The sequence below is a fragment of the Parabacteroides sp. HGS0025 genome (assembly GCF_000969845.1).
GTDB classification, from domain to species: Bacteria; Bacteroidota; Bacteroidia; order Bacteroidales; family Tannerellaceae; genus Parabacteroides; species Parabacteroides gordonii.
The window spans coordinates 3,016,802-3,029,326 of the sequence record NZ_KQ033902.1 but is presented as its reverse complement, the minus strand read 5'-3'; the positions used below and the strand labels follow the sequence as shown (position 1 = coordinate 3,029,326).

Below are 12,525 nucleotides of genomic sequence, written 5' to 3'. Positions count from 1 at the left end.
ATGGGTTTGATATTTGATATTAAGCGCTATGCAATAAACGACGGGCCGGGTATCCGGATCACTATCTTTATGAAAGGATGCCCGCTGTCGTGTGTATGGTGCCATAATCCGGAAGGACTGTCCAGTCGGAAACAGAAGCTGTATACAAAGAAGAAATGTATCGGATGCCGTACTTGTGTGGATAACTGCCCGCAAAAGGCGCTGTCATTGACTCCCGACGGGGTTGTGACCGACCGGTCGCTTTGTGATCTGTGCGGCGAATGTGCAGAGTTGTGTCCGGCTATGGCGATGGAGATTTCCGGAACGGAATACTCCATCGATTACCTGATCCATGAGATCGAAAAGGAAACGGTTTTTATGGATCGTTCGGAGGGAGGCGTTACTTTCTGCGGAGGAGAACCCTTGCAGCATCCGGATATGCTGCTGGAAATGCTTCGCCGTTGTGGGGAGTTGGGTATTCACCGTGCCGTCGATACAACGCTATTGGCCGTGCCGGAAGTGGTCAGGAAAGTAATGGAACATTCCGAACTTTTCCTGGTGGATCTTAAGCATATGGATACAGTTAAACATAAACTTTATTGTGGTGTTCCTAATGAGTTGATATTGTCTAACTTACGAATGGTTGCGGAAGCCGGGCACGAGTTCCATATCCGTATTCCCCTGATTGAAGGTGTGAATGCCGATGAAGAAAATATAACCCGCTCGGCCGAGTTTCTCGCTTCTTTACCCTGGCAACATCATACGGTCAATTTGCTCTTATACCATGACATAGGTAAGAACAAGCATGAGAAATTGGGAACGATATATAACCCGGATCATTATCCGATGGCTACCCCTTCGGAAGAAACGGTAGGGCGTTCCGTAGATATATTCAATCAGTATGGAATAGATGTTATAATAGGAGGATAATAGCAAGGAACGATATACCTTAAACCCGAATAATTTGGACATGGGGTATATCGCTTCTTGACATTCTGTTCTGTTCTTATTGCAGGTATTTACCGAGTACGCTCATCAAAGCTGAAATATCGATCGGTTTTGCCAAATGATAATTCATGCCGGCTTTTAGCGCATTGGTTACATCTTCCGAAAAAGCATTTGCAGTCATGGCTATAATTGGCATGCCGGAAATATCGGAACGCTTCAGGGAACGTATCTGGCGGGTGGCTTCATAACCATCCATTACAGGCATTTGGATATCCATCAGTATCATTTGGTAAAAGCCTTCCGGTGACCGGGATACTATATTTACGGCATCCAGTCCGTTCACCGCCGTATCGATGGAAACGCCGGTACTTCCAATAATCTCTACTGCTATTTCACGGTTCAGCTCGTTATCTTCCACCAGCAAGATACGCTTGCCGGAATAATCGGCATCGGAGAGTTTGAACTGTCTGACCGGCTCCGATCGGCTTCCTTCGTGGAGGAATCGTTGTAGTACCTTGAGCAGTTTCGATTTATAGAGGGGCTTGGTTATGAATCCATTGGCTTTTGCCGCTTTGGCTTCCGCTTCATATTCCTCGATGTCATAGGCGGAAAGGATAATAATGGGTATGTCTGTCCCTATAATTTTTCTGATCTGCCGTGTCGCTTCTAAACCATTCATATCCGGCATCTTTAAATCAATGATAACAGCAAAGTAATCGTTCCTTTCCTGATGGCGTAGCTGCACTTTGTTTATCGCTTCACTCCCGGAACAGACATAATCACTGTTTATGCCTATTTCCTGTAGACAATTGCAGGTGCTTTGGCAAGCCGTTTCATCATCGTCAACAACAAGTATCTCCAATCCGTCTGTCCCTATTTTTTCGATAGGAACAAATTCCTGGTAGTGCAACGGCATATTGATTGTAAAACAGGAACCTTTACTGTATTCGCTCTCTACTTTGATATCTCCCCCCATCATTTTTATGATCTTATGGCTGATAGCCATACCGAGTCCGGTTCCTTGAATATTTCTGATCTCATTATCATCGGCCCGCTCAAACGGTAAGAATATTTTATCGAGGAAATCAGGTTTCATTCCCCTTCCGCTATCCTTAAATACAAATTCATAGTTCCCGGTGCCGTCTTTTGGCTCTTTCTCATTGATATCTATTGTTATCTGTCCCTTTTCCGGAGTATATTTAACTGCATTTGACAGGATGTTCATCAATACCTGTTTAATTCTTTGCGTATCCCCTGTTACATACTCATGTTTTAAGTCTTTGACATGAATGTCCAACGTTTGCTGTTTATTCTTTATTTCAGGCTGCATCATAATAACCAGATCCTGTAAAAGCTCTCCTATATTAAAATCATCTTCGGAAAGGATCAATCTGCCGCTTTCGATTTTCGACATATCCAGCACTTCATTGATCAGGCTGAGCAACAGTTTCGAGGAGCCATCGATTTTCTCCATGCAATCGAGCACCCTTTCCTGTTCGTTTATATGAGCTTTTGCAATAGCCGTCATCCCTATAATGGCATTCATCGGTGTCCGGATATCATGACTCATGCGGGCAAGGAAATCAGATTTGGCCTGATTGGCTTTTTCGGCCGAGTCGAGCGCTTCTTTCAGTTGCTTCGATTGTAGTTCGAGCTTTCTCTGTAACTCGCGTTGTTCGGTGATATCGGTGATATCGATCATTACCGTATAGGAGATCGGGACTCCATTTTGCAGTTGGTCTGTGAAGGTGGCGGTGAGCTTTACCCATTTCGAACCATCTTTTACCGGCATCTTCATGATCGCTTCGTAACCGTTGGTATTATTGGCTATTGCATCATATACTTTCTGTCCCAATATGTTCCAGGCTTCTTTATGCTCTTTAAAATATATGTCAGGGCGGTTCTGGAAAAGTCTTTCATACTCTTCTTTGGGATAACCTATCAGGTCATAATAGAAATCGTTTGCCCATAAAAGGGTAAAATGTTCGTCCAGCAAATGTTTACTGACACTGACCCCCATAAGGCCCATTAGTAAACTGTACTCGATATTTGTTCCTGATTGTTGAGCTTCTTTTTCCATATTATTCTTTTCTAAGAGATATTTATTAACTGAAATCTTTTTGATAGCAGGAGTAGGTATATTGTTTGCCTCTATATTCCTGAGGCGTCATTCCTACGTGTTTGCGAAAGAATCTGTTGAAGAATGACAAGTTGTTGAAACCTAGTTCCATTGCTATATTTTTAATTTCCTGATTAGTCCCTTTTAATTGTACTTTGGCATCGATAAGTATTATCTGTGTTAAAACATCGAGAGGGGTCTGGCCGATTGCCTTTTTTATGCAAGTCGCTAAATAGGAGGGCGTCAATCCCAGCCGGTCAGCATAGAATGAGATATTATGCTCTGCTGTATAGTGTTTTAAAGCTTGATTTATAAAATCCTGATAGATCTCCGTGTAGCGGGTTCGCTCTTGTTTTTTCAGCAGTTGTTTACTATCGTATAATTCAATAATACCCTGACTGCATATCGTGAAAATAGCTTTTATCATCTCTTTATTGCTCACAATATTAGGATATACTGCATATCGGCGTAAAAGATCGTAGAAACTGGCAATCAGTTTAGACATGTTCTGGGAAATGGGTATGACCGGATGTCTGTAAATGGACGATAAACAACTCATTGTACTTTTAAGAAAGTTGGCATAACTCATAAAGTCTGAAGAAAAAGCTGCGAAGTATATTAAAATGTCGTCTGACATTTCATGTACTTGTATGTAACTGTTGGGTGTCAATGTTATGACATTATATTTAGTTGTTTTATATTCGGATAGATTAATAGTCGAGCGGACGTATCCTTTCATACAAAGGATAAAAACTCCCGCTTTGATCTTACAGGGAATACCTATATATTGTTTTATTTCATTGGCGGAGACATATTTCCCGACCATAAAATCAGTAGGAGAATCAAGACAGATAATTTGTTTATCCATGTAGGTACAATTTATTTAGGTGTCAAATATAGAACTTATTTGAAAAACAAATGATGTAAGAAAAGAAATGGAACATAAAAAGCAAAGAATGAATTTGTTTATTGTTGCCGATAACCGTTAATTTGCATTCTTATACAAACAACTTCTTCTTTATATAATTAATATGACAGACAAATATAAGTGTCAGCTGCAAGAAGCTGGCGTTAATTTAGATAGCGCCCTGAATCGTTTTATGGGAAACGAAATGTTGTATGCAAAGTTTCTCCGGAATTTTGTTCAGGACGAAAGTTTTCAAAAGCTGGAAGAGAGTCTGAAAGCAAAAGAGATTCACGACGCTTTTATGTATGCCCATACAATGAAAGGGATAGTAGCGAATTTAGGTATCCAGTCTCTTTGGGACATATTGACTCCGATGGCCGAACAGTTGAGGAATGAAGACCCGGAGAACATCCCGGATCAACAGGAAATACTAAAAAGGCGATATAATGAAATCTGTAATATAATTAATGAAAATCAGCTGTAACCTGCTTGGTTAATGATAGATATGACCGATATTTTCCAGATAAAGACAGTAAATCTATCTTTAGAGAAAATACCGGTCTGTCATATCTGGCAATATTATTCTTCTACCTGTACTTTTACGATCATTTTGCGAATGCTTCCTTCGCCTATGCCGGGAGCATGGCCGTCTTCCGGGAAATAGACGGCAAACTGTCCCGGATAGATTTTCGTGTAAGCCGTAGGACGATCCACATAGAAAGCAATATCTTTTTCTTCATCATAGGGGATAGACACTTCCTGCAGTTCGCAACCGGGTTTCCAGCCGATCTTTTCTACTCCCAACAGAGGCAGTTGTATGTCGATATACTTTTTGTGTGTTTCAACGGCAGCCTCTTTCTTGTCTTTACCGGTCAACGTTACAACGCTGATGAATAAGCGTGAGCCTTCCAGTTCATACTTTCCGTCTTCTAATTTGGAGAAATCAGTAGCTTTTATGTAATCGAATGCTTTTTTGAATAAAGGGTGCAAGCGTTCTACCTTTTCTGTGTTGTTTAAAGAATCAAGTATCATACGTATTCGTTTTTATAAATTCATCCGTTAATTATAGTTTGACAAAGGTCGTATATCCGAATGTTAAATAATAGGACAAATATACCAAATAAATCTATTTATTTAGTACATATCTTAATGGGGAGATTTGGAAAATCCGCAACTTTGTTGCAACTGTTTTATTTGTATCTTTGTTCTTCTATTGAGGAATCAGAATAAAAACATATATAATAATGAAAGAGGTAGAAAGTAAGGTACTGCCTGTTCTGGAGATGAGTTGTGCTGTCTGTGCCAACAATGTAGAGAGTACCGTTAAAGCACTTCCCGGAGTAGAGGAGGCATCTGTCAATTTCGCGGCAAACACTTTATCCGTTACATATTCCCCGTCTGTTATATCCTTGCAGAAGATACAGGGGGCTGTACAGGCTGCCGGATACGATTTGATAATAGAATCGGAAGACCCGCTCGCCGAGCAGGAAGAAATGTCGCGTAAACATTATAAAAAGTTGAAACGTAATACGATCGGCGCATGGGTGCTGTCCGTACCGTTGGCGTTGCTGGGTATGGTCTTTATGCACATGCCGTATGCCAATTGGATTATGATGGTGCTGGCATTGGCCATCATGCTGCTGTTCGGCCGATCGTTTTATGTTAGCGGTGCGCGCCATGCGATCCAGGGGAAAGCGAATATGGATACTTTGGTCGCCCTTAGTACGTCTATCGCTTTTGTATTCAGCTTTTTCAATACGGTATATCCTCAGTTCTGGTACGAACGGGGCCTCGAACCGCATGTTTATTATGAGGCTTCGGGGGTGATCATAGCATTTGTCCTGTTAGGAAAATTGATGGAAGAACGGGCAAAGAACAGCACTTCTTCCGCCATTAAGGGACTGATGGGTTTACAACCTAAGACTGCCCGTCGGGTGATAGACGGCAAAGAGGAGGAAGTTCCTATTTCATCCCTGCAAAGAGGAAATGTGCTAAGTGTACGCCCGGGTGAGAAGATCCCGGTAGATGGCATTCTGTTGGAGGGTTCGTCCTCTGTCGATGAAAGCATGTTGAGTGGCGAGCCTATTCCGGTAGAGAAATCGGGTGGCGACCGTGTCCTGGCCGGAACGATCAACCAGAAAGGGGCTTTCACTATGGAGGCAACCGGGGTTGGAAATGAGACGATGCTGGCGCAGATCGTACAGATGGTACAGGCCGCCCAGGGTAGTAAAGCTCCGGTACAGCGTATCGTTGATAAAATAAGCGGTATATTTGTTCCGGTGGTAGTGCTTCTTTCCGTGATCACGTTCGTATGCTGGATGGTGATCGGGGGAGGAGATTATTTTTCCTATGCACTGTTGTCTGCCGTGTCCGTACTGGTTATAGCCTGTCCTTGTGCCTTAGGCCTGGCTACACCGACCGCCTTGATGGTAGGAATGGGCAAAGGAGCCGAAAGGCATATCCTGATAAAGGATGCGTTTGCTCTGGAAAATCTTTGCAAGGTAGATACGGTCGTTCTGGATAAAACCGGAACTTTGACGGAAGGCGTTCCGGTGGTAACGGACTCTTGTTGGCTGTCAGAGTCAAATGTTTGCTTTCTGGATATCCTTTATACGGCTGAACTGAAGTCTGAACACCCGCTGGCATCTGCCATTATCCGTTGGCTGGAAGATTCGGGCGCTTCGACCTGCGAAGCCGGAAATTTCGAGAGCCTTACGGGGCGGGGTATCCGTCTGGAGGTAGAAGGCGTTACGTATTGGGTTGGAAGCCAGGGATTACTGGAACTGTTCGGAGCCCAAATTCCGGAAAAGACATCGGAACAAATCGCAGGCTGGCAGGAGAACGGCCAAAGCGTGGTTTATTATGGAAAAGGAAACGAATTGCTGGCTGCGTTGGCTATTTCCGACCGTATAAAACCGACTTCGGCAGCAGCCGTAAAGGAGTTGACCGGAATGGGTATCGAGGTGCATCTGCTTACCGGAGACGGAGTTAAAACGGCAGAGAGAGTAGCCGATACATTAGGCATAAAATATTTTAAAGCAGAAGTAATGCCCAATGACAAAGAGGAATATATAATGGCTCTTCAGAAGTTGGGAAAGAAAGTGGCGATGGTAGGCGACGGTATCAACGATTCGCAGGCACTGGCTCGTGCGGATGTCAGCATAGCGATGGGAAAAGGAACGGATATTGCTATGGATGTGGCTATGATCACATTGATCACTTCCGATCTGTTGCTGTTGCCCGAGGCGATTAAATTATCCAGACGGACAGTGCGGTTGATCCATCAGAACCTGTTCTGGGCATTTATATATAATCTGATAGGTATTCCGTTGGCTGCAGGTGTCTTATTCCCAGTGAACGGATTGCTTTTAAATCCGATGCTGGCGAGTGCGGCGATGGCATTCAGTTCCGTATCGGTTGTTCTTAACAGTTTGCGATTGAAATTTATGAAGTAATATTTTAAAGTTATGGCAACAATGAAATTTAAAACAAATGCAAAATGCGGTGGCTGTGTAGTAGCTATCGGTACTAAACTGAATAAGTTGGTAAAAGAAGATCAATGGTCTATCGATCTGAAATCACCCGAAAAGATATTGGAAGTAACTGCTGATATTCCTGCCGGTACAGTTATTGCTGCAGTAACGGAAGCCGGCTTCAAAGCTGAGCAACTGTAAACCGGGAATGGTCAGGGCCAGACAAAGACAAACCTATGGCGAGGAAATCGCTAATGTGCTGACTCACGGGGCAGGCATGACGTTCGGGATAGTCGCTATCATCGTATTATTGGTAGCCTCTGTCCGGAGTGGAAATCCCTGGTCTGTGGGTAGTTCACTGGTTTATGCGCTTAGCATGACCTCTTCCTATGTCACATCGACCTTTTATCATGCTTCTGCCAATGCACGGCAGAAAAGGCTGCTTCGGCGTCTCGATCACAGTGCTATTTATTTGCATATAGCAGGAACATATACGCCCTTTACATTGGTGGCGCTTCGGCAGGAAGGATATTGGGGATGGTCATTGTTTGCTATTGTCTGGATTGCAGCGGTAATAGGTATTGCACTTAGTTTCCGGAAGATGAGAAAGACCGATCATTTAAAAACGGTCTGTTACCTGGCAATGGGGTGGGTGGTTATTATCGCTTTTAAACCTTTGTTGGACGTTTGCCGGCGAACCGACTCGATGGATGTATTAAACTGGCTGATCGCCGGAGGTGTTTTTTACACGGTAGGCTGTATCTTTTATGCTTTGGATAAATATAAGTATATGCATCCAATCTGGCATTTCTTCGTCCTGGGCGGCAGCATCTGCCATTTCATTTCGGTCTATCTGTTAGTAAAATGAAAAGCCGTTTCAAATAAAACTGAAACGGCTTTTTATTTATTACTTACAATCCACTGAAATCAACCCCATCGAACAGTAATGAAGGAATACGCCAGCTGGAGAACAGGCGGGGATCGTTCCCGGTTTCTACCAGGTTGCTCCATAAGGAGATCATATTACCTGTTACGTTCATTTCCGAAATAGGCTGTGTCAGTTTGCCTTTTTCAATCAGGAAGCCCTCTACGCCATAAGAGAAATCTCCTGTCGTACTGTTACAGTTACCTCCGTTGAAACCCGTGATCAGAATACCTTTGTCGACTGAAGCCACCAAAGCGTCAGTATCTTTGTTCCCCATCTGCATCGTCAGGATGGAAGGAGAGGCGATAGTCGGTTTCACTTCCATTTTATTCGCGGAATAGGTATCGATATAATACGTTTTCAATACACCGTTTTCGAATACCGGCAATCGGCGGGTGGCAACACCTTCTCCATCGAAATAACGGGCACCGGAGGCTTTAGGCATGTGCGGTTCGTCTATCAACGTCAGTTTGTCGCCCAGCACTTTCTGATCCAGTTTATCCAACAGGAAAGAGTTCTTTTGCTGGATGGAAGAACCGTATAAAGCATCGAGCACCGGAGATAACAGGCGGCCGGAGTTCATATTATCTACAACCATCTGGTATTTTCCGGAAGCGACTTTCTTTTGTCCCAGTTTGCGGAATACACGTTCGAGAGCCTGCTTCCCTAATCCCGTCTTGATCATTGTATCATAATACAATGCAGAGTCGTACCAGTACGATTCGGGACGGGCATCCCCTTCGCCGCGAATGCTTACGCTGGCTACCAGGCTGAAAGAAGAACCACAGGCTTCCCCTTCGAAACCGTTGCTGGCTACCATATATTTAAAATCTTTCTCGTCGCTGTAGGAAGAGTTGGCGGAAATGATACGATCGTCTTTTCCCATCATCTCGTCACAGGTATTCATGGCAAGTGCCACTTTATCATCCGGGAGGATCGAGTCGAATGTAGGATCGATCAGCTGCAGGTCGGCACCACCCCCTTTATAATAAAGCGATGCATCAGGTAATGTGCGGGCTTTGTCTTCGGCCAGGTAACGAGTCGAGTCTATTCCGTTGCGGATAAACTTTTCCAGTTCTTTTTTATCCAGGCGATTGGTAGAAAAAGAGCCGTAGCGGCCATCTACAAACAGGTGAATGACCATGCTGTTTTCAGATGCCTGCTGCAGACGGTCTATTTTCATATCCCGTATTTCAAACGAACTACTGGAACCATTGTACAGACTTACGCGTGAGGCCTGGCAACCGTTTTTCAGAGCGAACTCCAGGGCCCATTGAGCCAGTTTTTTATTTTCGTTAGTTATCATATCAATTTTCTCCTCCTACTGTAAGTTTACTAACCAGAGCGGATGGCATACCGCAAGTTACCGGACAAGACTGGCCGTCTTTACCGCATGTCCATGTCCCGTTATCCATTTTATAATTATTTCCGACCATCGTTATATCGGCCAATGCTTTCGGGCCGTTACCGATGATATTGATATCCTTGATCGGTTGCGTCAGTTTGCCGTTTTCAATCAGGTAACCGTCTTTTACGAAGAATGTAAAGTCGCCGGCACCGATCTGCACCTGTCCGTTGGTAAAGCTGGAAGCATAGATACCCTTCTTTACCGTCGAGATCATATCTTCTTCCGTTACGTTGCCGGCCTCCATATAAGTGGCACGCATACGGGGGATAGGCATCTGGCGGAACGACTCGCGGCGGCCGTTACCCGTTGAAGGGATGCCATAATGCTTGGCGCTGATGCGGTCGTGCAGGTAGCTTGTCAGGACACCCTCTTTCACGATATATGTTTTCTGTCCTTCCACCCCTTCGTCGTCGATATTGACTGAACCACGGTTGAACGGGATCGTTCCGTCGTCTACAACGTTGATATGCTCGTTGCATACCTTCTTATTCAACTGGTCGGAAAAGATAGACGTGTTTTTGCGGTTGAAGTCCGCTTCAAACGCATGTCCGATTGCTTCGTGCAACAGGATACCCGATCCTCCGGCACCCATTACGACGGGCATTTCACCCCCTTTAGGTTTCACGGCCTGGAACAGGATAGAGGTTTTCTCTACCGCTTCCTTCGCCACTTCGGCGATGATTTCGTCGGTCAGGAACTCGGCTCCCATACGGAATGCACGGGCAGCATAGGAATTCTCTATCTTACCGTTGTCTTCCATAATACAAACGGCCCCCAATGTGACCATCGGGCGATAATCGTAATACATTTGCCCTTCCGAGTTACAGAAAAGAATATGCGAAGTCGTATCGCCCAGGGAGGCCATCACTTTATGTACACGTTTGTCGAGTGCAAAAATCTGGTCGTTCAGCTTTTGCAGATAAGGCGTTTTCTCCTTAACAGCAATTTCGTCCCACGGGGTCTGCACGCCGTAAAAGTTGTTGACGATCAGTTCTTCAGTCAGTTTGGCCGGGCCTTTTCCGGCGGCTCCATTGGCGATACGTGCAGCCGTACGTGCAGCTTTCAACATCTCGTCCAATGAAATATTTTCTACATAGGCATAGCCTGTCTGATCTCCGGCCAGGACACGTACGCCCATCCCAAAGTCTATATTTGAAGAGGCGCGGTTCACCGCACCATCCTGCAATCCTATGTTGTTACGGTATGAATGTTCAAAGAAGAGGTCGGCATAATCTCCCCCTTTTTCCAGTGCGGCAGTCAGCACCTTTTGCATGTCACTCTCACTCAAACCAAAATGGTTTAACGCAAATGAGATACCGGCAGCTTTGTCTTCAGGACTTCCGGCACAACCTCCTAAAAAAGAGGGAACCGCTATTGAACCAAGCATAACCATACCTCCTGTTTTAATAAAATCACGTCTGTTGTATTTCATGTTGTTTTATAAAGTCTCTTTGTTCTCTTTAGCCCATTGCATCACGTTTGCAGGCGGACGCTGAGCCAATAGTTCTTTTTTCATAAAATCCATATAAGGAGCTACATGTTTAAAAAACTTCTTGTATCCTTTGCATAAATAGTTTAATCCCGGTTCGCCGCTGGCCGTATGCAGGAAGCGGTTTTTAGGACATTCGCCGTTGCAGGCAAAAAGGAACTCGCACTCTTTGCATTGCGTGGGGAGTTTATCATATTTGTCGGCACCAAACTTCAGTTGGTTCTGACTGTACATCATTTCCGTTAATGTCTGCGTATAGATATTACCCAGTTTATATTCGGGGAATACGAAATGGTCGCATGCATAAAGGTCACCGTTGAACTCCATAACACCGGCATGGCCACAGGTACGTGCCAGCGTACAGATACCCGGCTGTTCGCCTACCCAGTTGGCTAATGTGGCATCGAATAGCTGGATATAATAGTTCCCTACATCTTCTTTCAACCATTCATCGAAAATAGCACACAGAAAATCTCCCCATTTCCCGGAATCGACGGAGAAGGGAGCCAGTTTGATGTTGGCATCCTGCTGTTCCGGCGAGGTAAGCTTCGTACCGTCCGTATGTGTGCCCAGCCGTTCCACAATAGGGGCGAACTGGATGAAATGGCAATCCATCTCTTTGAAGAAGTTGTAAAACTCCAGCGGATAATCGACATTATAGTCGTTCACTACAGCCATTGCGTTGTATTCCACCTGGTGTTTCTTCAGCAGGTCGATCCCTTTCATCACTTTGAAGAAGGAGGGAAGACCCTGGCGGTTGCGGCGGTATTCGTCGTGAAACTCCTGCGGGCCGTCTATCGAGACGCCGACAAGGAAATTATTTTCTTTGAAGAAACGGCACCATTCGTCTGTAAGCAGGGTTCCGTTTGTCTGGATGCAATTATCGATCTGTCGTCCGCGGCCATACTTTTTCTGAAGTTCGAGCGCTTTTTTGTAAAAGCTGATCGGGCGCATCAGGGTTTCGCCGCCATGCCAGGTAAAAAGCACCTGGGGCATTGTCTGGCATTCCAGATAATCTTTGATGAATTTTTCCAATAGTTGCTCACTCATGATATGATTCTTCACTTCCGGATACAGCTTCCCTTTTTCCAGGTAATAACAGTATTCGCAAGCCAGGTTACATACCGAGCCTACAGGTTTCAACATCACATAAACGGGTTTCGCAAAAGGAGATATGTAAGTATTATTCATGATGATTTAAAACGATTCAACAATTAATCACAAAGATACAATTTCTTTATCGAAAAACAGCCATTTCCTGTGCTGATTCTTCATTT

11 protein-coding genes are annotated in these 12,525 nt (G+C 44.5%); 5 read left to right on the top strand and 6 right to left on the bottom strand.

Annotation, left to right across the window (positions count from 1 at the left end):
• The gene (locus HMPREF1212_RS11965; protein ID WP_046149498.1) at positions 1 to 909 is read left to right on the top strand and encodes a glycyl-radical enzyme activating protein; all 909 of its coding nucleotides are present in this window, start codon (positions 1 to 3) and stop codon (positions 907 to 909) included.
• Between the two features lie 76 nt (positions 910 to 985).
• Here the strand turns inward: HMPREF1212_RS11965 and HMPREF1212_RS11960 are convergent, their stop codons facing one another.
• Both HMPREF1212_RS11960 and HMPREF1212_RS11955 read right to left on the bottom strand, forming a co-directional pair.
• On the bottom strand, positions 986 to 3,007 hold the full coding sequence (locus HMPREF1212_RS11960) for a hybrid sensor histidine kinase/response regulator (RefSeq protein ID WP_046149497.1): 2,022 nt from the start codon (positions 3,005 to 3,007) through the stop codon (positions 986 to 988).
• 25 nt (positions 3,008 to 3,032) lie between these two features.
• Positions 3,033 to 3,914 carry a helix-turn-helix domain-containing protein gene (locus tag HMPREF1212_RS11955; protein ID WP_028729469.1) on the bottom strand — a complete coding sequence of 294 codons (882 nt, stop codon included), beginning with the start codon at positions 3,912 to 3,914 and terminating at the stop codon, positions 3,033 to 3,035.
• Positions 3,915 to 4,077: 163 nt separating this feature from the next.
• Between HMPREF1212_RS11955 and HMPREF1212_RS11950 the strand changes: the two genes are divergently transcribed.
• On the top strand, positions 4,078 to 4,437 hold the full coding sequence (locus HMPREF1212_RS11950; protein WP_028729468.1) for an Hpt domain-containing protein: 360 nt from the start codon (positions 4,078 to 4,080) through the stop codon (positions 4,435 to 4,437).
• A gap of 95 nt (positions 4,438 to 4,532) precedes the next feature.
• Here the strand turns inward: HMPREF1212_RS11950 and HMPREF1212_RS11945 are convergent, their stop codons facing one another.
• A complete protein-coding gene (locus tag HMPREF1212_RS11945; RefSeq protein WP_028729467.1) occupies positions 4,533 to 4,985 on the bottom strand; it encodes a NanQ anomerase/TabA/YiaL family protein in 453 nt (150 codons plus the stop codon).
• A 212-nt stretch (positions 4,986 to 5,197) separates the two neighbouring features.
• Between HMPREF1212_RS11945 and HMPREF1212_RS11940 the strand changes: the two genes are divergently transcribed.
• Genes HMPREF1212_RS11940 through HMPREF1212_RS11930 form a run of 3 tightly spaced genes read left to right on the top strand, consistent with a single transcriptional unit; the run spans position 5,198 to position 8,294 of the window.
• On the top strand, positions 5,198 to 7,408 hold the full coding sequence (locus tag HMPREF1212_RS11940) for a heavy metal translocating P-type ATPase (protein WP_046149496.1): 2,211 nt from the start codon (positions 5,198 to 5,200) through the stop codon (positions 7,406 to 7,408).
• 12 nt (positions 7,409 to 7,420) lie between these two features.
• On the top strand, positions 7,421 to 7,627 hold the full coding sequence (locus tag HMPREF1212_RS11935; protein WP_046149495.1) for a heavy-metal-associated domain-containing protein: 207 nt from the start codon (positions 7,421 to 7,423) through the stop codon (positions 7,625 to 7,627).
• 7 nt (positions 7,628 to 7,634) lie between these two features.
• Complete coding sequence (locus tag HMPREF1212_RS11930; RefSeq protein ID WP_028729464.1) at positions 7,635 to 8,294, top strand: PAQR family membrane homeostasis protein TrhA; 660 nt, start codon at positions 7,635 to 7,637, stop codon at positions 8,292 to 8,294.
• 43 nt (positions 8,295 to 8,337) lie between these two features.
• Here HMPREF1212_RS11930 and HMPREF1212_RS11925 read toward each other — a convergent pair whose 3' ends face one another.
• From HMPREF1212_RS11925 to HMPREF1212_RS11915, 3 genes are read right to left on the bottom strand one after another with little or no spacing between them, the layout of a single operon-like run.
• A complete protein-coding gene (locus tag HMPREF1212_RS11925) occupies positions 8,338 to 9,657 on the bottom strand; it encodes a TldD/PmbA family protein (protein ID WP_028729463.1) in 1,320 nt (439 codons plus the stop codon).
• 1 nt (position 9,658) lies between these two features.
• Complete coding sequence (locus HMPREF1212_RS11920) at positions 9,659 to 11,191, bottom strand: TldD/PmbA family protein (protein ID WP_028729462.1); 1,533 nt, start codon at positions 11,189 to 11,191, stop codon at positions 9,659 to 9,661.
• Positions 11,192 to 11,197: 6 nt separating this feature from the next.
• Entirely contained in the window at positions 11,198 to 12,439 is a 1,242-nt protein-coding gene (locus HMPREF1212_RS11915; RefSeq protein WP_028729461.1) for an anaerobic sulfatase-maturation protein, read from the bottom strand.
• Between the last annotated feature and the right edge of the window lie 86 nt (positions 12,440 to 12,525).

Coding starts and splice junctions, on each gene's coding strand:
- HMPREF1212_RS11930 (WP_028729464.1), top strand. CDS start 7,635: ATGGTCAGGGCCAGACAAAGACAAACCTATGGCGAGGAAATCGCTAAT.
- HMPREF1212_RS11925 (WP_028729463.1), bottom strand. CDS start 9,657: ATGATAACTAACGAAAATAAAAAACTGGCTCAATGGGCCCTGGAGTTC.
- HMPREF1212_RS11955 (WP_028729469.1), bottom strand. CDS start 3,914: ATGGATAAACAAATTATCTGTCTTGATTCTCCTACTGATTTTATGGTC.
- HMPREF1212_RS11940 (WP_046149496.1), top strand. CDS start 5,198: ATGAAAGAGGTAGAAAGTAAGGTACTGCCTGTTCTGGAGATGAGTTGT.
- HMPREF1212_RS11960 (WP_046149497.1), bottom strand. CDS start 3,007: ATGGAAAAAGAAGCTCAACAATCAGGAACAAATATCGAGTACAGTTTA.
- HMPREF1212_RS11935 (WP_046149495.1), top strand. CDS start 7,421: ATGGCAACAATGAAATTTAAAACAAATGCAAAATGCGGTGGCTGTGTA.
- HMPREF1212_RS11950 (WP_028729468.1), top strand. CDS start 4,078: ATGACAGACAAATATAAGTGTCAGCTGCAAGAAGCTGGCGTTAATTTA.
- HMPREF1212_RS11965 (WP_046149498.1), top strand. CDS start 1: ATGGGTTTGATATTTGATATTAAGCGCTATGCAATAAACGACGGGCCG.
- HMPREF1212_RS11915 (WP_028729461.1), bottom strand. CDS start 12,439: ATGAATAATACTTACATATCTCCTTTTGCGAAACCCGTTTATGTGATG.
- HMPREF1212_RS11945 (WP_028729467.1), bottom strand. CDS start 4,985: ATGATACTTGATTCTTTAAACAACACAGAAAAGGTAGAACGCTTGCAC.
- HMPREF1212_RS11920 (WP_028729462.1), bottom strand. CDS start 11,191: ATGAAATACAACAGACGTGATTTTATTAAAACAGGAGGTATGGTTATG.